The sequence below is a fragment of the Microseira sp. BLCC-F43 genome (assembly GCF_041929235.1).
In the GTDB taxonomy this organism is placed as follows: domain Bacteria; phylum Cyanobacteriota; class Cyanobacteriia; order Cyanobacteriales; family Aerosakkonemataceae; genus Microseira.
Genome location: NZ_JBHFNP010000117.1, coordinates 1 through 22,941, shown reverse-complemented (window position 1 = coordinate 22,941; position 22,941 = coordinate 1). Strand labels below are relative to the sequence as shown.

General features: G+C 46.2%; 17 protein-coding genes. 11 read left to right on the top strand and 6 right to left on the bottom strand.

Annotated features, from left to right (window positions below; genetic code table 11):
• Positions 1 to 152: 152 nt before the first annotated feature.
• Complete coding sequence (locus tag ACE1CM_RS17340; RefSeq protein WP_374878760.1) at positions 153 to 326, bottom strand: hypothetical protein; 174 nt, start codon at positions 324 to 326, stop codon at positions 153 to 155.
• A gap of 120 nt (positions 327 to 446) precedes the next feature.
• On the opposite strand from ACE1CM_RS17340, the gene serA reads away from it, so the two are divergent.
• Entirely contained in the window at positions 447 to 2,027 is a 1,581-nt protein-coding gene (serA, locus tag ACE1CM_RS17335) for a phosphoglycerate dehydrogenase (RefSeq protein WP_374878759.1), read from the top strand.
• Positions 2,028 to 2,104: 77 nt separating this feature from the next.
• The gene (prmA, locus tag ACE1CM_RS17330; RefSeq protein WP_374878758.1) at positions 2,105 to 2,992 is read left to right on the top strand and encodes a 50S ribosomal protein L11 methyltransferase; all 888 of its coding nucleotides are present in this window, start codon (positions 2,105 to 2,107) and stop codon (positions 2,990 to 2,992) included.
• 124 nt (positions 2,993 to 3,116) lie between these two features.
• On the opposite strand, the gene ACE1CM_RS17325 is transcribed toward prmA, so the two are convergent.
• From ACE1CM_RS17325 to ACE1CM_RS17315, 3 genes are all read right to left on the bottom strand, one after another.
• On the bottom strand, positions 3,117 to 3,692 hold the full coding sequence (locus ACE1CM_RS17325; RefSeq protein ID WP_374878757.1) for a hypothetical protein: 576 nt from the start codon (positions 3,690 to 3,692) through the stop codon (positions 3,117 to 3,119).
• Between the two features lie 132 nt (positions 3,693 to 3,824).
• Positions 3,825 to 4,634 carry a prohibitin family protein gene (locus ACE1CM_RS17320; RefSeq protein WP_374878756.1) on the bottom strand — a complete coding sequence of 270 codons (810 nt, stop codon included), beginning with the start codon at positions 4,632 to 4,634 and terminating at the stop codon, positions 3,825 to 3,827.
• 25 nt (positions 4,635 to 4,659) lie between these two features.
• Positions 4,660 to 5,460, bottom strand: coding sequence for a Uma2 family endonuclease (locus tag ACE1CM_RS17315; RefSeq protein ID WP_374878755.1), 801 nt, complete (start codon positions 5,458 to 5,460; stop codon positions 4,660 to 4,662).
• Between the two features lie 163 nt (positions 5,461 to 5,623).
• On the opposite strand from ACE1CM_RS17315, the gene ACE1CM_RS17310 reads away from it, so the two are divergent.
• Together ACE1CM_RS17310 and ACE1CM_RS17305 are read left to right on the top strand one after the other, a co-directional pair.
• Positions 5,624 to 10,648, top strand: coding sequence for a PAS domain S-box protein (locus ACE1CM_RS17310; protein WP_374878754.1), 5,025 nt, complete (start codon positions 5,624 to 5,626; stop codon positions 10,646 to 10,648).
• Positions 10,649 to 10,689: 41 nt separating this feature from the next.
• Positions 10,690 to 11,811 carry a response regulator gene (locus ACE1CM_RS17305; protein WP_374878753.1) on the top strand — a complete coding sequence of 374 codons (1,122 nt, stop codon included), beginning with the start codon at positions 10,690 to 10,692 and terminating at the stop codon, positions 11,809 to 11,811.
• Positions 11,812 to 11,931: 120 nt separating this feature from the next.
• Here the strand turns inward: ACE1CM_RS17305 and ACE1CM_RS17300 are convergent, their stop codons facing one another.
• Together ACE1CM_RS17300 and ACE1CM_RS17295 are read right to left on the bottom strand one after the other, a co-directional pair.
• Entirely contained in the window at positions 11,932 to 12,084 is a 153-nt protein-coding gene (locus ACE1CM_RS17300) for a hypothetical protein (protein WP_374878752.1), read from the bottom strand.
• A gap of 52 nt (positions 12,085 to 12,136) precedes the next feature.
• Complete coding sequence (locus tag ACE1CM_RS17295) at positions 12,137 to 14,521, bottom strand: ABC transporter substrate-binding protein (protein ID WP_374878751.1); 2,385 nt, start codon at positions 14,519 to 14,521, stop codon at positions 12,137 to 12,139.
• 278 nt (positions 14,522 to 14,799) lie between these two features.
• On the opposite strand from ACE1CM_RS17295, the gene nfi reads away from it, so the two are divergent.
• From nfi to ACE1CM_RS17260, 7 genes are all read left to right on the top strand, one after another.
• Positions 14,800 to 15,492 carry a deoxyribonuclease V gene (nfi, locus tag ACE1CM_RS17290; RefSeq protein WP_374878750.1) on the top strand — a complete coding sequence of 231 codons (693 nt, stop codon included), beginning with the start codon at positions 14,800 to 14,802 and terminating at the stop codon, positions 15,490 to 15,492.
• A gap of 138 nt (positions 15,493 to 15,630) precedes the next feature.
• Positions 15,631 to 15,759 carry a hypothetical protein gene (locus ACE1CM_RS17285; RefSeq protein ID WP_374878749.1) on the top strand — a complete coding sequence of 43 codons (129 nt, stop codon included), beginning with the start codon at positions 15,631 to 15,633 and terminating at the stop codon, positions 15,757 to 15,759.
• The gene (locus ACE1CM_RS17280) at positions 15,756 to 16,010 is read left to right on the top strand and encodes a type II toxin-antitoxin system VapC family toxin (RefSeq protein ID WP_374878748.1); all 255 of its coding nucleotides are present in this window, start codon (positions 15,756 to 15,758) and stop codon (positions 16,008 to 16,010) included. The genes ACE1CM_RS17285 and ACE1CM_RS17280 overlap by 4 nt, the downstream gene beginning before the upstream one ends.
• Positions 15,992 to 16,180, top strand: coding sequence for a type II toxin-antitoxin system VapC family toxin (locus ACE1CM_RS17275; RefSeq protein ID WP_374878784.1), 189 nt, complete (start codon positions 15,992 to 15,994; stop codon positions 16,178 to 16,180). The genes ACE1CM_RS17280 and ACE1CM_RS17275 overlap by 19 nt, the downstream gene beginning before the upstream one ends.
• A gap of 225 nt (positions 16,181 to 16,405) precedes the next feature.
• Positions 16,406 to 19,402, top strand: a complete 2,997-nt coding sequence (locus ACE1CM_RS17270) for a response regulator (RefSeq protein WP_374878747.1) — start codon at positions 16,406 to 16,408, stop codon at positions 19,400 to 19,402.
• 165 nt (positions 19,403 to 19,567) lie between these two features.
• Positions 19,568 to 20,185, top strand: a complete 618-nt coding sequence (locus ACE1CM_RS17265) for an FHA domain-containing protein (RefSeq protein ID WP_374878746.1) — start codon at positions 19,568 to 19,570, stop codon at positions 20,183 to 20,185.
• Positions 20,175 to 22,244 (top strand): FHA domain-containing protein, encoded by a 2,070-nt coding sequence (locus ACE1CM_RS17260; protein WP_374878745.1) that lies wholly within the window; start codon positions 20,175 to 20,177, stop codon positions 22,242 to 22,244. Before ACE1CM_RS17265 ends, ACE1CM_RS17260 begins: the two co-directional genes overlap by 11 nt.
• Positions 22,245 to 22,941: the final 697 nt, after the last annotated feature.

The window sequence follows — 22,941 nt, the reverse complement described above, 5'->3', positions numbered from 1 at the left end:
TAATCGACCGGATATGATATGAGACGCGATCGCAAGCAGGTTTGGCTACGGCAAGAGCTGGCGCGCAGCAAGACTTTTTAGCCGTGCAAGGGTGCAAAGGTTCCCCATCTCACATCTTGCACCTTTCTCAATAAGGCTGGAGAAACCGGGTTTCAAGACGCAAAATCTAGGCTTTCAGGTAAAGGCAGTGGCAAGAAACAAAGGCGATCGCCCTGGTGCAAGATGCGAGCCATCCAAGGTTTAAAACTTTCAGCAATCAACAGCGCACGCACCTCTTTGCCGCTAGAATGACCTACTGGGGATTTCTCAGGGTGGCTTGTTGCCATGACGGCTGCTGTTGGTGATTCCCAAACAATACTCTTCCCACCCCGCAAGGAGCAGCAATAAAGTTTTCCTGTGGTTCAAAATTCGGGGTGGTTTTCTCCCTCTCAACCCACTTGCTGACTATGTCAAAGGTTCTAGTTTCCGATCCAATTGACCAAGCTGGTATCGATATCTTATCCCAGGTGGCTCAGGTTGATGTCAAAACCGGGCTGCCACAGGCAGAATTGATCCGGATTATGCCAGATTACGACGCCTTGATGATTCGCTCTGGCACTCAAGTTACTAAAGAAATCATCGAAGCTGGGAAGCAGCTAAAAATTATTGGGCGTGCGGGTGTTGGCGTTGATAACGTGGATGTGCCTGCTGCAACGCGGCAAGGCATTGTCGTCGTCAATTCCCCAGAAGGTAACACGATCGCAGCAGCCGAACACGCGATCGCTATGATGCTATCCCTATCTCGCCACATCCCCGATGCCAACGCTAGTGTCAAAAGCGGCAAGTGGGATCGTAAAACCTTTATAGGGGTGGAAGTCTACAAAAAAACCCTCGGTATCGTCGGTTTGGGTAAAATAGGCGCCCACGTCGCCACCGTAGCACGGGCAATGGGCATGAAACTTTTAGCCTACGATCCTTTTATCTCTAACGAACGCGCCGAGCAACTCGGCTGTCGCTTGGTAGATTTGGATCTGCTATTTCGGGAAGCCGACTTTATTACCCTACACATCCCCAAAACACCCGAAACGGCTAACATGATCAACGCCGAAACTCTGGCGAAGATGAAACCCACCGTGAGGATTATTAACTGCGCCCGTGGCGGGATTATCGACGAAGCAGCGTTGGCGGAAGCGATCGCTTCTGGTAAAATCGGCGGGTCAGCCCTAGACGTATTCTCCAAAGAACCCGTAGGCGAGTCCCCCCTATTGCATCTGGGTAAAGAAGCCGTCCTCACCCCCCACCTGGGAGCCTCTACCGCCGAAGCGCAAGTCAATGTCTCTATCGACGTAGCCGAGCAAATTCGCGACGTGCTGTTGGGGCTACCAGCGCGCTCAGCAGTGAATATTCCCGGCTTATATCCCGATGCGATCGAAAAACTCAGACCTTACCTGCGACTGGCTGAAACCTTGGGTAACATGGTCGGTCAACTCGCAGGCGGACGGATTGAAAGTCTGAACATCCGCATGGAAGGAGACTTGGCAAGCGTAGATAGCAAACCCTTGGTAGTAGCAGCTTTAAAAGGTCTGCTCTACCCAGCGTTGCGCGAGCGCGTCAACTACGTCAACGCCGGAATTGAAGCCAAAGAGCGCGGCATTCGCGTGATTGAAACGCGGGATGCCGCAATTCGCGATTATGCGGGTTCGCTGCACCTGGAAGCCAAAGGGTCTTTGGGCGACCACTCGGTGACGGGCGCTTTGTTAGGCAATGACGAAATTCGCATCACTGCGGTCAATGAGTTCCCCGTCAACGTCCCCCCGACGCAGAACATGCTGTTTACCCTGCACCGCGATATGCCGGGAATTATCGGTAAAATCGGTTCCCTGCTGGGCAGTTTTAACGTCAATATCGCCAGTATGCAGGTGGGACGTAAAATTGTCCGGGGCGATGCGGTGATGGTGTTGAGCCTGGATGACCCCCTCCCAGAAGGGATTTTGGCAGAAATTACCAAAGTTCAGGGAATTAGGGATGCATATACGGTAACTTTATAAGTGCTGATGGCTAATTGCTAATGGCTGTGAAACAATTAGCAATTAGCCGTTAGCTATTAGCAATTAGCGGCTCAAGTATGGCAAACAGCTGGTGGGAATTGCAAATTGTGTGCGATCTGGCGCTAGAAGATTCTATCTTTTGGCGATTGGAACAATTCGGCTGTCGAGGGACGGCTTTCGAAACGAAAGGATATTCCTACCTGGTACGTGCCTACATCCCCCAAGAGCAAGTGCAACTTTTGGATTTGGCGGCGCTGTCCCTGTGGTTGCGTCAGGATGCTTTGGTGTTGGGGTTGCCCATACCTACGACCCATTGGCATTTGATTGATGAAGAAGACTGGGCGAGTAGTTGGAAGGCGCACTGGCAACCCCAGGAAGTGGGCGATCGCTTCCTAATTTACCCCGCTTGGCTACCCGTACCCGATCAATCAGATCGATTCATCTTGCGACTCGATCCCGGACTGGCGTTTGGCACCGGCACCCATGCCACCACCCAGCTGTGTCTGGAAGCGCTGGAAATGCGAATCGATCAAGAAAGCCACGATATCGTAGCAGATCTCGGCTGTGGCTCTGGAATTTTATCCATAGGCGCAATTATGCTGGGAGCGGAAAAAGTTTATGCCGTCGATCTCGATCCCCTAGCCGTGCGCGCCACTCGCAGCAATCGCACCCTCAACCGCGTCAATAGCGATCGCCTGATAGTAGAACAAGGCAGTATCGATCGGATGATGAAAATGATCGATGCCCCCGTTGATGGCGTTGTTTGCAATATTTTAGCCGAGGTAATTATCGATCTAATCCCCCAAATCAGCGCTATTACCAAACCCTCTTCTTGGGGCATTCTCAGCGGGATTTTGTTAGACCAAACTAAACCCGTCGCCGATGTTGTAGAGCAAAATGGTTGGACAATTGCCGCCCTTTGGCGTCGGCAAGATTGGTGTTGTTTTAATATCCGACGGTCTTAAGAATGTTTGTAAAGTTGTAGGGGCACGGCATCCACAATATTTTGCTTTTGTAAACAACATTGAAGGTGCCGTGCCCCTACGCCTAATTATCAGCAATTAACCGGACATGATATAATTCAAGGTTTCAAGGCGTTAACGCTCTTAAACGGAGGCAAAAAAAGACAAGATAAACAACATTCACTAAAATCAGCAGTCCTTTACCTATCCAAGATTGAATCAGATTAAAAACAGGGAATGTCGCTAGAAAAACTAGCAATACCTCGACGGAAGATACAATCGCTCCGTAATGCTTAGGGTCCCAATAGGAAATCGGACTGATAAATCGATAATTGCTAAAGGGGAAAAAGTGGCGGTGGGCGTCGTCGTTGTGAACTGGCAAATCTAGACAAGAATGCAGCACCAAACTAAGGCAGAATATTTGCATTTTTTCCCAGCCAAATTTGTAACCAATTAGCCATCCGATTGCAGCTAAAGGAATGGAATGGAAAATCGCTACAACGGTTTGCCAGAAAGGTTCGTAATAGGTTTCTGTCCAAATTTGCTTTTCTGGTAGACGCGCAATTAATTTCGCCCATCCGTAGAACAAAAAAATTGGCATATCTGGTAAAATTGCCCCGAAGAAAATGGTAAGATTTCCTTGGGGAAGCGACTGTTTGCCAAGTAAGAAAAGATTGAGGATCGCGTGGCTGGGTGTATTCACGGTTGCGCTGTTTCTAAATCGCTCTTTTGAAGAAGACGCGGGGACACCCCATGGTAGGATCCAGGGGATTCCAACAAGGAAGAGGACGGGTCGATGGGAGATGCGGAGAGTGTTTCTACACAATTCCCCGCGTCACCGCGTCAGAGCGTCTTCTTGGTCAATATTAATAAACGGTATAGCTCCATTTCCACCCAATACCATTGGAAAATGCCCATCCCATTTTTCTATGGCTTGCTTTTGCAGAATTTCAGATGTTAAATTTTCTCGCAGCAATCTTTGCGCTTCCGCTTGTCCTTTGGCGCGATTAACTTCGGCTAATGCTTCTTGGGTGGCTTTTTGAGCTAAAAATTCGGCTCTTTTAGCGTCTTGTTCGGCAATTTGTTTGGCTTCTACTGCTTCGCTAAAGCGTTGTGAAAAGTGGATATTGACTAAAGAAATACCATCAACTGCGATATTATACTGCGCCAGCCGAGTTTGCAATTGCTCGTCAATGCCTGCTTTGACTTCGCCGCGTTTGGTGATAATTTGCTCGGCGGTATAAAGCGCCATAACAGCTTTAAGGACTTCTTCAATCGCTGGGTTAATAATTCGCTGCACGACTTCTGATTCAGCGCCAATTTGTTGAAAAACCCTATTGGCTTGTTCTGGGATAATATGCCAGTTGAGCGCTACATCGGTGAAGACATCTTGAAGGTCTTTTGAGGCTGCTTGCGCGGGGACTTGGTGTTTTTGTACGCGGATGCTGAGCTTTTTAACTGTATTGACAATTGGGACAATTAAGTGTAAGCCTTCGCCTAAAACTTGTTCTTGGACTTGACCGAATTGCATAATAACGCCGCGTTCGCCTGCGTTGACAATGACGAAGGGTTTGAAGGCAATTGTGATTATGAGTAGTAAGATGGCGATCGCTGCTGCGAAAATCGATGGGTTGGTAGATTTCATAGTGGTTTGGGACAGCAAGTATAACTTAAAATTGTTCGGGGTCGATGCCTTGTTGCCGCAATTGCTCGATCAAAGCTTGATAGCGCTGTTGTTCTTGTTGTCGCAGAATTCGCTCTTGTTCTAGAGAGGAGATGGCATCGTCTGCGCGCTGACGTTCTTGTTCGAGAGAAGCGATCGCATCTTCGGCACGCTGACGTTCTTGTTCGGCACGCTGACGCTCTTGTTCGGCGCGCTGACGTTCTTGTTCTCTCAGTTGATCGAGTTCAACGGGTGTGAGGAACTTTTGTCCATCGGGGCGATAAATTTCTAGGGTGTCTTGTTTGAGTTCAAACCGGATGCCTAAACGAGGACTAATCCACCGATTCATTGCTTCAATAGGTTCTAACCAATCTCCAGAACGGGTAAACCCCGTCAATTCTATCTCGTCTGGGTCATAAACATAATATTCTTCTACTCCATAACGTTGATAAAACAGGGTTTTTTGCAGCATTTTTGTAGCGCGATTGCCTGGGGAAAGAATTTCAAAAACGACTTGGGGGGGAATGTTATCTTCTTCCCATTGTTTGTAGGAACCTCTATCGCCTTTGGGTCTGCCAAAGACAACCATTGCATCGGGTGCAGTGCGAATGGTGTTATTTCCTTGAACCGGATACCAAAGCATATCGCCTGCGATCAAGACGTTATCGACGTTGGCAAACAAAATTTCTAGATTTTCTTTGATAACAACAATCCAGCGAAATTGTTTCGTATTGTCTGCCATTGGTTGTCCGTCGCTGTCAGGGTAAATAATTTCTGGGGCAGTTTCAGCGGGGAGTTGCTGTATCATGCTGTTTTTGCTTGGAGGGGCTGAGTTTAATCTTAGCTTTACTCCAATGCCTGACAGTAGGTTTGCGCCAGCGCCTCTACTCGCTCCCGCGGTATAGCGGTATATATGCTCGATCAAACTTGTTATAACTGGTGATTAATTGGGAGCGTCGGCATTTGGGCGTATGACTCTAGGCAACATAGAAGCGGCACTTCATAAGGAGCGGGACTTCCTAGCTGCGGTTCTAGACCAAATTGGTGTCTTGGTCGTCGTTATTGACCTGAAGGGGAAAATTGTTCGTTTCAACCGTGCTTGCGAGGCAATAACTGGGTACTCTTTTGAAGAGGTACAGGGCAAGTCTTGTTGGGATTTGTGCTTAATTCCAAAACCAGTGGAGGCATTTACAGGAGTGTTGGAGCAGCACATAGAGTTTCCCAAGCAGTGGGAAAATTATTGGGTCGCTAAGGATGGCACTCTGCGACTGATTGCCTGGTCTAATAACGCCTTAGTTAACTCTTCTGGCGCTGTGGAGTATATCGTCAGCACGGGGATTGATATTACCGAACGCAGACAGGCAGAAACGGCAATGCGAGATAGCTTTGAACGACTGCGCCTAGCTTTGGATACTGCGGACATGGGAATCTGGGACTGGAATATTTTAACCGGGGCGACCAGTTGGTCGCCGAACTTGGAACAGATTTATGGTATTAAACTTGACAGCTTAGAGGGGAGTTACGAACAATTTTTGGGGATTGTGTATGAGCAAGACCGCCCCAGGGTCACTGATGCCATCCGCGCTTGTCTGGAGGAAAAACAAGACTATGACATTGAATTCCGCGTGGTTGCGTCTAATGGTGACATCCGTTGGGTGAGGAGCAGAGGTCGAGTTGTTTACGACGAAACTGGCGCACCCGTCCGCATGGCTGGGGTAGACTTGGATATTAGCAATCGCCAGCAAGCAGCAGCAGCATTACAAGCAAGCGAGCGTTTTATTCAAAGTGTTGCCGATGCAGTTCCAGGCATTATTTATATTTACGACATGATCGAAAACCGCAATATCTATTGCAATCACCAGGCGAGTGTGGTTTTGGGCTATACACTCGCAGAAATTCAACAGCTAGGAGGTGCATTTTTCTCCACGGTGATTCATCCCGACGATCTGGCAAATATACAGGCAATGTTCCAAAAATTTGCCACAACAAAAGATGGGGAAGTCATCGAAACCGAGTACCGCATTAGACAAAAAAATGGTGAATGGCGCTGGTTTTTGAGTCGGGATACTGTTTTTTTGCGAAATTCTGACGGTTCGCCCCAGCAAATTCTCGGTACCGCTTGCGATATTACCTCGCACAAACAAACTGAAGCGGCGCTGCGCAAAAGTGAAAACCTTTATCGCACTCTGGCGCAAAACTTTCCTAACGGGATCGTTCTGTTGTTTGACTCCAACCTGCGCTACTCGCTCGCCGAAGGGCAGGGATTACCGCTGATTGGTCTTGACAAAGAAACTATGGAAGGAAAAACGATTTGGGAAGTTTTTCCACCGGAAATTTGTGAAGAACTAGAGCCAATTTATCGATCAGTTCTTGTTGGCGAAGAGATCGCTTGGGAAATGTCGTTTCGCAATCGGAACGGCTACGTGCAGGCGCTGCCGGTAAAAAACGAGCAAGGAGAAATCTTTGCCGGGATGGTGGTCGTGCAAGATATTACCGAGCGCAAACAAGCCGAAGATTTACAAACGCAATTGATTGTTTCTTTACGGGAAAGCGAAGAGCGATTTCGCTGTTTAATTGACCAAGCTAGAGATGGAATTTTTGTTATTGATTTAGAAGGGTGGTTTGTTGAAGTCAACCAGCGCTCCTGTCAAGATTTAGGATATACCTATGCGGAACTGCTAACTTTAGGACTTTGGGACCTCGACCCGACTTGGTCTGAGAAAAGATTTGCCCAATTATTCAAGCAGCAGAGGGATCTCAGAGGCGATGATACCTTTGAAGCTGCGATCAAACGCAAGGATGGTTCGACTTTTCCAGTGGAAATCCGCGTAGGATTGTTAGAGTGGAACCATGAGCAATATATGCTCGCTTTGGTGCGGGATATTACTAAGCGCAAGCGAGCTGAACAGGTACAAACTGGATTAATTGAGTTTCTCCAAGAAAGCGATGAGCGCTTTCGTCAGATGGCAGAAAACATCCGCGATATTTTCTGGATGCGCCAGGTAAATCCGCCCCAATTACTCTACATTAGTCCGGCTTACGAAGAAATTTGGGGTCGCAGTTGTACGAGTTTATACCAGGATCCTAACTCGTTTCTCGATGCCGTGCATCCAGAGGATCGCCCTCGCGTCGAGGCTGCCTTAGCTCGACAAATCCAAGGCCACCAGACAGATATAGAGTATAAAATAATACAGATATCCGGAGCGATTCGCTGGGGTCACGACCGCGGCTTTCCGATCGGGAATGGGGGAGGAGAAGTATACAGAATAACAGGAATAGCTGAAGATATTACGGATCGAAAGTTAGCGCAGATGGCGCTGCAACAGGCGAAAGAAGAGCTAGAAATGCGAGTCGCGGAACGCACGGCAGCATTATTGATCGCCAACCAGGATCTGGAACAGGAAATTATCGATCGCAGGCAGGCAGAATTAGCGCTGGCAAAGAGTCAGCAAGAATTAGAATTGTTTTTCTCCCAATCGTTGGATGGTTTCTTTTTTATGATGCTAGACGAACCAGTGCGTTGGGATGACACGGTTGATAAAGAAAAAGTCTTGGATTATGTCTTTTCTCACCAGCGGATGACAAAAATCAACGATGCCATGCTGGCTCAATACGGCGCTACAATAGAGCAGTTTCTAGGGCTGACTCCCAAGGATTTATTCGCCCACGATCTAGATTATGGCAGACAGGTATGGAAGCAATTTTTTGATGTGGGAAGACTGCACGTTGAAACTAACGAGCGCAAGTTGGACGGGAGGCCAATTTGGATTGAGGGAGATTATATTTGTCTTTACGACCAAAGTGGTAGGATTGTCGGACATTTTGGCGTCCAGCGGGATATCAGCGATCGCAAACTAGCGCAGCAGGCGCTGCAAGAAAGCGAGGAACGGTTCCGGCAATTAGCGGAAAATATCGAGAGCGTTTTCTGGATGACCGATCCCAACAAGAACCAGATGATTTACGTTTCTCCCGCCTATGAAAAAATTTGGGGCAGAACTTGTGCCGCATTATACGCGACGCCTAAATCTTTTCTAGATGCGATCCATCCGGAAGACCGATCTGGCTTCGTTGCTTCTACGATCAAACATCCTCAAGGCGAGAATGACCAAGAGTATCGAATTATTAAGCCCGATGGGTCGATCCGCTGGATACGCGATCGCTCATTCCCCGTGCGCGATGGCAGCGGGAAAGTATACCGGGTTACCGGGATTGCCGATGATATCAGCGATCGCAAGATAGCAGAGCAAGCGCTGCAAGAAAGCCAAAAACGATATACCCTAGCAGTGAGCGCCGGAAAAGTCGGCGTTTGGGATTGGAACCTGGAAACCAACGAAATTTATGTCGATCCCTTCTTAAAAGCGATTCTGGGCTATGCAGACAGCGAAATCCCAAACCATCTCGACCATTGGGGCAAGTTGGTGCATCCCGACGACGGCGAACAGGTGATGGTGGTGGCGGATGCTTACCTGCAAGGATTGACTAAGGAATACAGCGTCGAACACCGGATGCTGCACAAAGATGGTAGCATCCGCTGGTTTCTGGCGCGGGGCACGGCGATTCGAGATGCATCGGGTAAACCTTATCGCATGATAGGGACAGATACCGATATTACCGACCGCAAATTGGCAGAAGCAGCGTTGCGGAAAAGCGAGGAACGGTTTAGATCTTTAGTCGTCAATATACCAGGGGCAATTTATCGCTGTGCTGGCGATTCTCACCGGACAATGGAGTATATTAGCGATGCCATCGCCAATATTTCCGGCTATCCCGCAAAGGACTTTATTGGCAGCGTTGCACAGTCAAGGGATGATTCTTGTGGGGTGGGCATCTTGCCCGCCCGGATAATTCCAGAGACGGGCGAGACGCCCATCCCACAAAACGAGACCATCCCACAAAACGAGACGCCCATCCCACAAAACAAGACGGGCGAGACGCCCATCCCACAAAACAAGACGGGCGAGACGCCCATCCCACAAAACAATCAAAATCATCCCGCCAATATGCAACGCCTTATTGGCAACCGAGTTCGTACATTTACCAGTATTATCCATCCCCAAGACATTCCACTGGTCGAAACTTCGGTGCGAGACGCGATAGCAGGTAAGAAATCATTTGAGATCGAATACCGCATTGTGCAACCCGATGGCAGTATCCGATGGGTAGCCGATCGAGGTCAAGCCAAGTACGGCGAGGGGGGGGAAGTTTTGTGGATCGATGGGGTAATTTTTGATATCAGCGATCGCAAACAAGCCGAAGAAGAAATTCGTAACGCTTTGGCTAAAGAAAAAGAACTCAGCGAACTCAAAACCCGCTTTATTACAATGGCCTCCCACGAGTTTCGCACGCCCCTTAGCACCATTTTATCTTCTGCGGATTTACTCGAATATTACGTCGAAGAGAACTCAACCGAAAAACAAATCGAACATATCCAGCGAATTCAAACCGCTTGCTTGAATATGACTGAGCTATTGAACGATGTTTTAGTAATTGGCAGGGCAGAAGCCGGAAAACTAGAGTTTAAACCATCCCCGATTAATTTGGTGGAATTTTGCGGCGATTTAGTCGAAGAAATGCAGCTTGTCGCTGGCTATCAGCACAGGATTACCTTTGAACTCACCCCAGACCGATTAGCCAAAACCGAATTTATACCTGGCATGGATGAAAAACTGCTGCGATACATTCTGAACAACCTGGTCTCGAATGCGATAAAATATTCCCCATATGGGGGAAATGTTTCCCTGAGGCTCTATTATCAAGATAGCCATGCCATCTTGCAGGTAGAAGATGAGGGAATAGGCATTCCCCCAGAAGACGAAGACCATTTATTTGAACCTTTCTATCGGGGTAAAAATGTCGAGAATATCTCTGGAACAGGATTAGGATTAGCCATTGTTAAAAGAGCGGTGGACTTACACGGTGGACAGATTGATTTTAAGAGCCAAATCGGTAGGGGGACTATATTTACTGTCACTCTGCCTTTGTCAGGCAATGGTTAATTGTTATTTGTCAATTACCAATCACCCATGACCCATGACCCATGAATCAAAAAATTTTAGTCATTGAAGATGAGACAACCGTCGGTATTAACATTAAAGAAATCCTGGAATCGGGAGGATTTGATGCGATTGTTGCACCAGACGGCAAAATTGGGATTAAAATGGCAAAAGAACAATTGCCAGATTTAATTGTTTGCGATATTATGATGCCGGATATGGATGGATACGGGGTGCTGACAGCGTTGCGCCAAGATGGGGCAACGGCAACAATTCCATTCATATTTTTGACGGCAAAAACCACCCGCGACGATCTGCGTCAAGGGATGAATTTAGGGGCGGATGATTATCTGACTAAACCGTTTAGGAGAAAAGAATTGTTGGAGGCGATCGCTTCCCGACTCGCCAAACAAACCAAGGTTAAGCAACTAGAACAAAAAATCGACGAACTACAACAGATCGATCGGCAGAAAGATGAGCTGATTTGGACTGTGAGCCACGATTTGAGAGCGCCGCTTGCTAATATAAAATTAATTGCCGAAACTTTAAAACTTATCGAGCCAAATCCACAGCAACAAAAACAGTATCTAAATATATTAGAAACCGTCTGCGACCAAGGAAACGATTTAATTAATAACCTCTTGACTTGGCGAAAGTTAGAATCGGTCGAATATACACTTGAATATGAAAATATTAACCTGGAATACTGGTTGACAGGACTGCTAGAACCATTTGAAATTCGCACGCGCGATCGCCAGCAAATATTCAGAATTAAAATCCCACCCAACTTGCCACATTTCACAGTCGATACAACTAGCTTAAAGCGGATTTTAACAGAACTACTCAACAATGCCTGCAAGTATACATGCTCTGGTGGACAAATCAAATTCCAAGTGATTTATCAACCCGCTTCCTCCCCGACAAATCCTGCCGTAACTACTTTTATTATCGCCAATGAAGCTGAAATTACAGAAACAGATCTTCCCCATATTTTTGAAAAATTTTATCGAGGGAATCAAAAAAATGCCCAGTTGCAAAGCGGCACTGGGTTAGGATTAGCCATTGTGCAGCAGCTTGTGGAAAAACTCCAAGGAACAATTCAAGCAGAAAGTAGCAGCGGGTGGACAAGATTTACGGTTAAATTACCTGCTTTAGGTAATGGGTAATTGGGAATGGGTAATTGGTAATTGGTAAGCATCGGTTGAGGCGGGTTTAGTTCGGTTATCTGTTGATAACAAAAGTTATTGGTCAAACCCGCCCGTACAACCATCAAAATACACGACTCTTCACCAATTACCAATTATATCGTGTCCGCTTGAATACCCATAGTTACGACTGACGCGGTGACAAGGGAGAGCGGTGACGCTCTGAGTTCTAATTAAAGGTGATTTGACGGACATGATATTATTGGTCAAACCCGCCCGTACAACCATCAACATACACGACTCTTCACCAATTACCCATTACCCATTACCAATTACCAATTACCAATTACCAATTACCAAATTCCAGCGGTTTAAACTGATAGCCATTTTTAGTAGGTTTCACCACAACTAATTGAACCGCAGCTTCTCGATCGCCTGTAGGACGAAAACTCACAATTCCCGTAGATCCTATTACCGAAAAATTCGATGCGGAAAGCGATCGCTGCACTCCATTGCGAGTCGGATTGTTGCGAATCGCAGCAATCAAAGCTTGGGTAGCATCGTAAGTAAGTGCGGTGCGCCAATTAACGCTAACTCGCTCGGACGGCAATAAATTATTATCTATATTCTTACCATTATTTAAAGTTTGGTCTGTGGAATTTTTCCCCCAAAGTTGCATTGCTTTAGCGCGAAAATTTTCCCCTTTTTCCCCTATAAGACTGCCAGGAACTGCTAGCACCATTCCCTCCGCATCTTCCCCAGCAATTTCCAGAGTTTTAGTCAGATAAAAACCATCTCCCGCCAGCATATTTAAGCGGCGACGGTTAACATAAACCACTTGAAGCGCGCGGTCTAAAACGTCGTTAGAAGGCAGCAATACAATCGCATCTGCGCCATGTTTTATAGCGGTTTCAACGCTTTTTCTGGCATTAAAATCAGGGCGAGATAAATCAAATTCACCGATGACTTTACCGCCACCTCGATAGAATAGCGCATCTTTAAATTCATTTTTAATCGATTGACTATAAACGCTGTTTCCGTTGTAAAAAACAACGGCTTTTTGCTTGTTTAACTGATTTGACATATAAGTCGAAAGCGCCCTGGATGCGTAGCGATCGCTTGGCATGATCCGAAACACATAGCGTCCCAATTCCGACAGTTGAATCGCCGAACTTACAGGGGCAATGGCAACTAATTCCCCGGATTGATAAATTGCTCCGGCGGCTAAAGTTGTATCGCTGATTCCGTGTCCCACCACGCCCAAAATTTCTGGGTTTTTAACTAATTCTTGCGCCAGAGATTTGGCAATTATGGGGTGGTTATCATCGTTGGCAATTGCCACTTTTAAAGGCACGCCATTAATCCCGCCAGCCGCATTAATTTCATCTTGCGCTTGGGCAATACCCCGCAACATTTCATTGGCAGAATCGGGAGTAATTCCCAGGGGTACAGCGGCAGCGATCGCATAATATTTCCCATTACCAATCCGCGCATTATTCAAATAAATTAAAGTTTCTGGGTCGGTAATATCCGCACTGCGGACAGATTCAAAAGCCTTGATTGCTTGCTGGTAATCGCCAGTTCTCATGAAATCCGCGCCTTCTTGTTTGGCGGGATTATCCGATCCAAACGCTAAAATTCGGTCGCCGAAGCTAATCCTTTGAGCAGCACTGCTATCAGTTTCGGGAGTAGAAATAATATTGGTTTCCGGGATTTTTGCGGGAGGCTGTACGCTGGTTGTCCAGAAAAAGAAAGCAATCGCAGCAGAAGCGATCGTTCCCCCCGCAAACAACAATTTTCCATGTGGCTGGCGGTGGCGCAGTCTATCAACAGGTGGTGCATCGATCCAAGTAGAATCGACAGTTTGAGAAAGCATTTGCAGCGCCTGTAAAACTTCGGTCGCCGACTGAAAGCGATCGGCAAAATAACAGCGCACCATTTTATCTAAAATAGCCGCAAAGCCGTCGCTGACAGTTGCCCGCTCTCGCCAGATAATTTCAGAAGTATTTTTATCGTAGGGCAGATCGCCAGGATTGATTCCCGTCAAAGCCTTAATTGCGATTGCCCCCAATGCATAAATATCGCTATTAAAGTGAGGTTGACCTGCCAATTGTTCTCTCGGCATATAACCTTGAGTGCCGATAGCTACTGTCATCGCCGTGCGATCGCACATCGCCTCGGTAGGAACATCACTCATCTCATCGGTTATCTGATTTCCAATATCCTTCACCGCCCCAAAATCGATCAAAACTAATTTGCCATCCGAGGCGCGGCGAATCAAATTGCTGGGTTTGATATCGCGGTGAATTACCCCTTCCCCGTGGACAAATTCCAGAATTTTCAGCACATCTTGCAGCAAGTTTATAACATAAGCTTCCGATTGTTTTTGACCAGGCGGTAGTTCAGAGGACAAAGAATGCCCTTCAATCAACTCTTGCACCAAGTAAAATTCTTCATTCTCTTCAAAGTAAGCCAACAATCGGGGAATTTGGTCGTGTTTGCCCAGTCTTTCGAGGGTTTGCCCCTCAGTATGGAAAAGTCGCCGCGCCACGGGCAAAACCGCCGGATTTGGTTTTGCAGGTTTAAATTGCTTCACAACGCATCGGGGATTACCGGGGCGCTGCATATCTTCTGCCACATAAGTTTGGCTGAATCCCCCCGCACCTAAAATTTCGATAACCTTATAGCGTGACCCTAAAATTTGTTCGCTCATGATGTCTTTATTGTGCATCTGTCGGGTATGGGATGTGGGGTGTCGCCGATCGTAAATTTTGCACCATTGGCAGTAAAAAAACTTCGCCCGAAAGGGCGGTTTATGTCAGTGTATCTGTATCAGGACTTACGCAGGACAAGGCCAGAAATCCGGTTTCGACCGTCGTTCGCGAAGCTAGGGGTATGCATATCTCTGGTTGCCAAACCAACTATTTTTCATAGAAACCGGGAACTTGCGCGTAAGTCCTATGTATAAATAAAACAAGTATAAAAATTTTTTTCCCCAGTTTCTATTTTATGAAAATAAATCAACGTCATGCATGGCCTAGTACAGTTGAAGAAGCAATCCCGATTCAGCAGCAACTCGCAGGCGAAGTGATAACCTGTGACCAATTGGGGGCGGTGCAGCATGTGGCTGGGGTGGATGTAGGATTTGAGGAAAATGGCACGATGACGCGGGCGGCGGTGGCGGTGTTAAGTTTTCCCCAATTGGAGTTGAAGGAATATGCCATCGCCAATCGTCCCACCACCTTCCCTTACATCCCCGGATTTCTTTCATTCCGAGAAGTTCCCACCGTCATCGACGCCTTGGAAAAACTCACCCTCACCCCCGATTTAATCTTATGCGACGGTCAAGGCATCGCCCATCCCCGCCGCTTTGGTATTGCCTGCCATTTAGGAGTTTTGATCGATTTTCCCACGATTGGAGTCGCCAAATCATTACTAATTGGCAATCACGAAACGTTACCCGACCCAAGGGGTAGTTGGAAACCTTTAATAGATCAAAGCGAGACAATTGGGGCGATTTTGCGGACTCGCACCGGAGTCAAACCCATTTACATTTCCAGCGGACATCGCATCAGCTTGCCTACTGCTATTGATTATGTGATGCAATGCACGCCCAAATATCGCTTACCAGAAACCACTCGTTGGGCTGATAAAATAGCATCAAAAAGGGGAAAATGGCCTTTAATTCAAACGGTCGAATGAATCAAAATGTCTAAATAATTATCCGAAATCAAGAGATTAGCAGATGAGCTTTCACCCGATGAGCAATTACAGCTAATTTCTTACTTAGTTCAAAGACTTAGAAAGTACGAAATTCAACGCAAACCCCGTCGCAATGTCATGGAATTTGCCGGAGTCGCCCCCAATCTGCTAGGAGGTATGGATGCTCAAGAATACGTGAACCGCATTAGACGGGGTGAGTTTCCAGAACTTGAAATCCAACAAAAGGAATCGGAGAAACAAGAGTGACGATTGCAGATAGCTTACAAGGTGTGAGTCGGCTGTTTTTAGACAGCGCACCCGTTATTTACTTTGTTGAAAGAAACCCTCAATACTTTGACCTGGCTAGAGCATTTTTCGAGCGGATTAACGAAGGAACCCTAATAGGTGTTGCTTCACCCGTGACTTTAGCTGAGTGTTTAGTGCGTCCCTACAGCTTGGGGCAAATAGAATTTAAACGCTATTTCATTGATTTACTTGTATTGCTAGCCAATACCTAGCAATACAAGCGGAGCAAATTCGATCTAGATACAATCTCCAATTACCTGATGCTTTTCAGATTGCTATTGCCTTAGCAGCAAACTGCGAAGCATTTCTAACCAATGATGTAATACTTAGACGGGTGACAGAATTGCGCGTGTTGGTGTTAGATGAATTGCCTGTTACCTAGTGAAAAAAATATTGCGATCGCTACGCAAGCCGACATATTCTTAGCGTCCGTTGTGTTATACTCAAAAAAATCAATTTTTGTTATCCCTCTTAGGGTAGATCGCAGATGCCAGAGCCCCGACTTCTCTAAGAAGTTGGGGCTCTGGCATCTAGCCAGTGGGTGCTTAAGTTTAACTACCCCCACCTGCCACTGCAATAATTTAGTTATAAATTGGACAAGAGAAAAATGAGCGATCTTACCAGTGTTTCCTCGCAAGAAGTAGACTTCAGCAACTGTTACGGTGAAGCCATCCATATTCCCGGTTCGATTCAGCCTCACGGAGTGCTTTTGGTTCTCCTTGAGCCTGAACTTAAAATTATACAGGTTAGTAATAACACCGAGCAATTTTTCGGAATTACCGCTCAATCGTTAATTAACAAAAAGTTAAACGTTATATTTTCTCAATATCAAATCAGAATTCTCAAACATTGCCTTTCGCAAAAGAATCCGGAGATGTTAAATCCTCTGAGATTATCAGTAAAAACACGAGATAATACTTTAGTCTTTGATGGCATTGTCCATCGGAACGACGGTGGATTAATTCTGGAACTCGAACCCGCCTTATCTTCACAAAAAAATTACGATCGGGGGTTTGACTATTTGGTAAAATCCTCGATTTTAAACATCAAGCAAGCTTCCAGCTTACAGGAAGTAGCCGAATTAATTGCTAAAGAAGTCAGAAGCATTACCGGATATGACCGAGTCATGGTCTATCGGTTTGAAGCAGATGACAGTGGAGTGGTAATCGCTGAAGATAAAAAAGAAGAACTGGAACCTTACCTAAATTTACATTATCCAGCTATCGACATTCCGCCGCCAGCCAGAAAACTTTATTACAAAAACTGGCTGCGCTTAATCCCCGATCTGAATTACCAGCCTGTTGAAATTATTCCGGCTAATAACCCGCTGACAAATGCCCCCTTAGATTTAAGTTATTCTATCTTCAGAAGCGTTTCTCATTGCCACGTACAATATTGCAAAAATATGGGAATGTCCGCTTCTATGAGTATTTCTTTAAATCACGAAACAAAATTATGGGGATTAATAGCTTGTCATCATTACTCGCAGAGAAATATTAATTATCAAATCCGCAAATATTGCGAATTGTTGGGACAGATGATGTCGCTTTATATTGTGCAAGCACAAGAAGAAGAATCCAAAGCATATCGAAAAACAGTTTTTGAAGTTAACCAAGGATTGCAACAAGAAATTTATGGAAATTCTCAGAATATCGCTAAGAAATTAGAGCAAAATAGCAGCAGTTTACTCGAGTTAGTCAATGCCACAGGAGCGGTGGTTTACTTGGGGAATAGTCTAAATTTAATTGGTCAAACTCCCCCAAAAAATGCCGTTGTGGATTTGTTGAATTGGCTGAGAACTTCCCAGCGAAAGGAAGTATTTTTTACCAATTCTCTTGCCCAAGTTTATCCCCAAGCCAAAGAATTCAAAGACTCAGCCAGCGGCTTACTCGCGGTTTCTATCTTTATCAATCAGATTTCTTACAACATTCTCTGGTTTAGACCGGAAGTGATTCAAACAGTAAACTGGGGGGGAAATCCCGATAGATCTGTTTTAGTTGAAAATGACGGCAGCTTGCGCCTGTCGCCGCGTACATCCTTTGAATTGTGGAAAGAAACCGTTCGCTTTAAGTCTTTACCTTGGGAACAAGTTGAAATTGATGCTGCAAGGGAACTGAGGAATGCGCTAATGCTCGCGGTGTTAGAATTTTCTCAGTTAGCATTGCAAGAAGCAGCCGAACAAGCAGAAATAGCCAACCGTGCCAAAAGTCAATTTTTGGCAAAAATGAGCCACGAATTGCGTACACCCCTGAACGCTATCCTTGGCTTTAGCCAATTATTAGTGCGGGAAGATAGCTTATCTCCAGAGCAGCTAAAACATTTAGGAATCATCAATCGCAGTGGGGAACACTTGCTAGATTTAATTAACGATGTTTTGGAAATGTCCAAAATTGAAGCAGGCAAGTTAACGCTTAACGAACGCAACTTTGATTTGTATCGACTATTAGATTTAATCCACGAGATGCTGCAACTCAAAGCTAATGGCAAGGGATTGCAATTTATTTTTAACCGGATGCCAGAGGTTCCCCAATATGTAATTTGCGACGATAGTAAATTACGTCAAGTCCTGATTAATTTATTAGAAAACGCCATCAAATTTACACAGCAAGGGAGCGTTAATTTGCGAGTCATGGGCGAGGGAAAAGAATCACCTATGACCAAATTAATTAAGTTTGAAATTGCCGATACGGGTTTGGGAATTGCTGCGGAAGAACTCAACAGTTTATTTGAACCATTCGTGCAAACAGAAACAGGTCGCAATTCGATGCAGGGGACTGGTTTGGGTTTACCGATTAGCCGACAATTTGTGCGGTTAATGGGGGGAGATATTAACGTTAGCAGCAAGGTGGGTGAGGGGACAATTTTTAGGTTTGATATCCGAGTTCACCTCCCTCAAGAAACAGACGTGCAAACAAAAGCAAATTTCAAACGAGTCATTGGTTTAGCACCGAATCAAGAGTGCGATCGCATCCTAGTTGTGGAAGATGTTCCGGAAAATCGCCAACTGATGGTTCAGCTGCTCAAAAAAGTAGGTTTCAAGGTGCGTTCGGCGGTTAACGGATTAGAAGCGATCGCTATCTGGCAAGATTGGGAACCGCATCTGATTTTGATGGATATGCAAATGCCAGTAATGGATGGCTATGAAGCAACTCAACAAATTAAAGCCAACCCTGAAGGTAAAAATACCGCGATTATCGCCTTGACTGCTCACGCTTTCTCGGAAGAACGCTCAGATATTTTAGCAGCAGGGTGCGATGATTTCCTCCCCAAACCCTTCCACGAAGAGATACTGTTTGAAAAAATAGCGGCTCATCTAGGGGTGGAATATATTTATGAACCGGAACATCCAACTCGCTTACCCCAATTATCAGAACAGCCATTGCGACTAAGCAAAAATGACCTCAGCACCATGCCAAAAACCTGGCTGGAAAAACTATATCGTGCGGCAATTACAATGGATGAAAACCTGCTGAGCAATTTGATCGCTCAAATCCCCGCACAGGAGGAAACCCTTGCCAAAACCTTAACCGATTTGGTCGAGAACTTTCGTCTGGATATCATCTCCGACTGCGCTCAAGCCAATTTGGGGGAAAATCATGAATAGAAACCGGGTTTCTTGCTAGATGACCAAGAAGACACACCAGACGCGGGGACACACCAGACGCGGGGAGTTTTTGATCGCAGTCTCCCATTCGACCCGTCCTCTTCAACAGAAACCGGGTTTTTCTGCGTAGTCTTAATATATGAACTCAATTAAAAACCTAAGACAATGAACCAACTAACCTTAGAATGGCAAGAAGCAGGACAAAAACAAACCCAAACAATTAGCGACCAACAGGCGAGTAAAAACCCTGGAACCGTTCGCATTGGTCGCGATCGGGTCCGGTGCGATATTGTATTATCCCATCCCACGGTATCGGGACTGCACATCGAAATTTATTTCAACGCTTGGCAACAGCGGTTTTACCTGCGAAACTTGCGAGAAACAAATCCGCCTTGGGTAGATGGTGAGAGACTCAATGTGCCGGAAGTAGCTTTAAACCAGGGTACAACCATTTATTTGGGAGAAACGCAACTCAAAGTGACTGGGGTTTCTATTGTTGAAAGCAACGTTGCGCCAACGGTTTTAATCTCACCCCACGCACATAGCACTAACCAGGGACAGTTTCCCGCAATACCTCACCGCAATCATGCCACCGTACCGCCTGCGGTTCCCAATGGGGCGAACCAAACCTATGGTTTGCAGTGTCCCAAATGCCAGCGCATTTCCCCCTACGAACGACTCGATATTGGATGTCCTTGGTGCGGCACTTCCCTAGCGGCGGCAGCAAGTGTTTTAATAACTCCCAATCAGGTTAATCAGGGAGTGCCACCACATGAGTCCTAAACCCTCGATTGTTTGCCTCAGATGGGAAGACCCCGCCACGGGAGAACGACACGAACCCTTGCTTTCCGTTCCCGTTGCTTTGGGACGGGATTTTAAAACTATGCCAACGCAGGCAAACAAACGCCGCGTTTCCCAGTTGGTATTAAACAGCAGTGAAGTGTCTCGCTTCCACGCTTTAATTGACGAAGATCGGGGCGGTTTGGTAATAATTGACCAAAACAGCAGTAACGGCATTTTCGTCAACGGTCAACGCCAAAAGCGAATTACAATTTCTAACGGCGATATACTGCAAATTGGCCCCTATCAAATCAGCATTGCATTAGCTGCGAGTATCCAAATTCCCAATATTGGAGAGGACGCGGGGACGGGGAGACTCGGAGACGCGGAGAATTCTTTACTCTCCGCGTCCCCGCCTCCCCGCGTCCCCGCGTCCTCTCCCCTCGCGTCCTCTCCCCTCGCGTCCTCTCCCCTCCCCGCTTCCTCTCAATCTTTCCCCCCATCGGTATTTGAGGCGCAACAAGTTTCTTTGCAAGATTTGCACGCAACGGGGTTACCTGTAGATGAAGCAGATTACGTCGCCGTGGGTGCGGGGTTGGGTAGTTTTGCTTGGGTGGATTTGTTAAGAATTCACGGGGCAAAACCGAGTCAAATTGTGGCGTTGGGATTGTACGAAAAACCTTACGGACATTACCAAAAATTGTGCAGAAATTCCCAAATTTTTCCCCACGAACGGTTGCGTTCTAATTCCGATTCTTGCCCGGATAATATTTGGGGATGGCCTAGTTATGCGCTGCGGGAAGCTTGGCGCGAATTGCTCAAAGGGCAGATTAAAACAGCCTTGGGGTTATTGTGGCAAGTGTTTGCAGAACCGGCATTTGCTCAAACTTATACACCGCGTTCGGGAAATGTATTTGCCGCATTAGACCGGGAAGCAAAGCGGATTAATTGGGAGAAAATGTATCGTTACGGACGAGTGCGGGCGATTCGGAAAACCGATGATGGAAGGTATGCGATCGCCTACTCCCGTTCTACAGCAAACCAACGCGACCATGCCATTATTATCGCCCGCTACGTCCACATCGCCACCGGCTATCCCGCGATTCAATTTTTACCAGATTTACAAGCTTACCGCCAAAAAACCGGCGATTTTAAATCCGTCGTCCATGCCTACGAATACCACGACCACATTTACGAACATTTAGAACGATGCGGCGGTACGGTTCTAATTCGCGGTCGGGGAATCGTCTCTTCTCGCATTCTCCAACGCCTCTACGAAACCCGACAAAAAAACCCGAATATTTTAATCTTGCACTTAATGCGCTTTGCCAAACCCCAAGGCAATAAATTTGGTTGGTCCCAGCGCCAAGTTATCAATCATAACGAATTTCAACCGTTTAATTGGCCTAAAGGCTGTTGGACGGGCGAACAGCGTGCCATCTTAGAAAAAGCTGACCCAGAACAACGCATCCGTCTAACGACAGATTGGGGCGGAACTACCACGGCAGAACGCAAAGATTGGAAGCGGATAATAGATGAAGGATTGAAAGAAGGTTGGTACAAAATTGAATTCGGAGAAGTCGAAAAAGTCGAACGGGAACCGAATGGTCTTGTTACCTACATTCAGACGAAAGACTTTAAAGGACAAACGCGCCTAGAAACCGACTTTATTATCGATTCCACCGGACTCAATGCCAGCGTTCTGGAAACTCCGCTACTCAAAGATATGGTCGAACATTATAACCTTCCCCTCAACGCTTGGAAGCGTTTTCTAGTAGGCAACGATTTTGAAATCGTCGATATGCAAAATCCCGCCCCCGAACCACCGAAAAAAAGATTCGCTTTGTTTCGTCCCAGTCGGAAAGTAGGCCGAATGTATGCCGCTGGTGTGATTACTTTGGGTGGCCCGAATGCAGCGGTTGATAGTTTTTTAGGTTTGCAATATGTGGCTCTAGTTGCAGTTGATAGCCTTGCCGCAAAACGCGCCCCAGGTTTGCACCGATTAAATCCCATTAGTTCTTTGTCACAGTGGTTAAAATGGGCGATGAATCGATTGCCTTAATAATAAAGAAACCGGGTTTCTGTGCAAGCTATCGGGGCACGGCATTCTATAATCTTTGGTGAGAAATCAAAAGTTATCTATGCCGTGCCCCTACTGGGCGGGACACGGCATTCTATAATCTTTAGCTAGAAATCAAAGGTTATCTACGCCGTGTCCCTACAGGGCGGGACACGGCATTCTATAATCTTTAGCTAGAAATCAAAGGTTATCTACGCCGTGTCCCTACAGGGATTGATATCATGTCCGTTGAATTGCCAATAATAAAAAAACCTTACCCCGTTGTTGCGTAGGGACTAAGGCTAAAGAGATATATCGGACAAACAGATAACGTTAATAATGCCGTGTCCCGGCTTCTAATTATGGGTAATCGACCGGACATGATATGATTTGGGTGCGATCGGGGTTTTCAGCGCAAGGAATTTGACAATTGTTTTGTATCTGTGCAGCCGATAAAAAAGTGTAATATCTGAAAAAGATTTAGTTTATATCCGTCGCAAAACTAACTCAATTGGAGGCAATAATGACACCTACTTTGTTTGGTCGCTGGCAAACTCGGTTGTTACTCCTCGCTACAGTAGGAGGACTCGTAACGCTGCCTTTTTATCTAGGATATATTGGCTCTGGTGCAGGTTTAGTTTATTTCTGGGTATTGGGATATGTCGCACTTTTTGGCATTTTCTGGGATGTGGTTTATATT

What these genes read in the sequence shown, in the direction of transcription:
- ACE1CM_RS17340 (WP_374878760.1), bottom strand. Translation starts at nt 326, where the DNA reads ATGGCAACAAGCCACCCTGAGAAATCCCCAGTAGGTCATTCTAGCGGC.
- serA (WP_374878759.1), top strand. Translation starts at nt 447, where the DNA reads ATGTCAAAGGTTCTAGTTTCCGATCCAATTGACCAAGCTGGTATCGAT.
- prmA (WP_374878758.1), top strand. Translation starts at nt 2,105, where the DNA reads ATGGCAAACAGCTGGTGGGAATTGCAAATTGTGTGCGATCTGGCGCTA.
- ACE1CM_RS17320 (WP_374878756.1), bottom strand. Translation starts at nt 4,634, where the DNA reads ATGAAATCTACCAACCCATCGATTTTCGCAGCAGCGATCGCCATCTTA.
- ACE1CM_RS17315 (WP_374878755.1), bottom strand. Translation starts at nt 5,460, where the DNA reads ATGATACAGCAACTCCCCGCTGAAACTGCCCCAGAAATTATTTACCCT.
- ACE1CM_RS17310 (WP_374878754.1), top strand. Translation starts at nt 5,624, where the DNA reads ATGACTCTAGGCAACATAGAAGCGGCACTTCATAAGGAGCGGGACTTC.
- ACE1CM_RS17305 (WP_374878753.1), top strand. Translation starts at nt 10,690, where the DNA reads ATGAATCAAAAAATTTTAGTCATTGAAGATGAGACAACCGTCGGTATT.
- ACE1CM_RS17300 (WP_374878752.1), bottom strand. Translation starts at nt 12,084, where the DNA reads ATGTTGATGGTTGTACGGGCGGGTTTGACCAATAATATCATGTCCGTC.
- ACE1CM_RS17295 (WP_374878751.1), bottom strand. Translation starts at nt 14,521, where the DNA reads ATGCACAATAAAGACATCATGAGCGAACAAATTTTAGGGTCACGCTAT.
- nfi (WP_374878750.1), top strand. Translation starts at nt 14,800, where the DNA reads ATGAAAATAAATCAACGTCATGCATGGCCTAGTACAGTTGAAGAAGCA.
- ACE1CM_RS17285 (WP_374878749.1), top strand. Translation starts at nt 15,631, where the DNA reads ATGGAATTTGCCGGAGTCGCCCCCAATCTGCTAGGAGGTATGGATGCT.
- ACE1CM_RS17270 (WP_374878747.1), top strand. Translation starts at nt 16,406, where the DNA reads ATGAGCGATCTTACCAGTGTTTCCTCGCAAGAAGTAGACTTCAGCAAC.
- ACE1CM_RS17265 (WP_374878746.1), top strand. Translation starts at nt 19,568, where the DNA reads ATGAACCAACTAACCTTAGAATGGCAAGAAGCAGGACAAAAACAAACC.
- ACE1CM_RS17260 (WP_374878745.1), top strand. Translation starts at nt 20,175, where the DNA reads ATGAGTCCTAAACCCTCGATTGTTTGCCTCAGATGGGAAGACCCCGCC.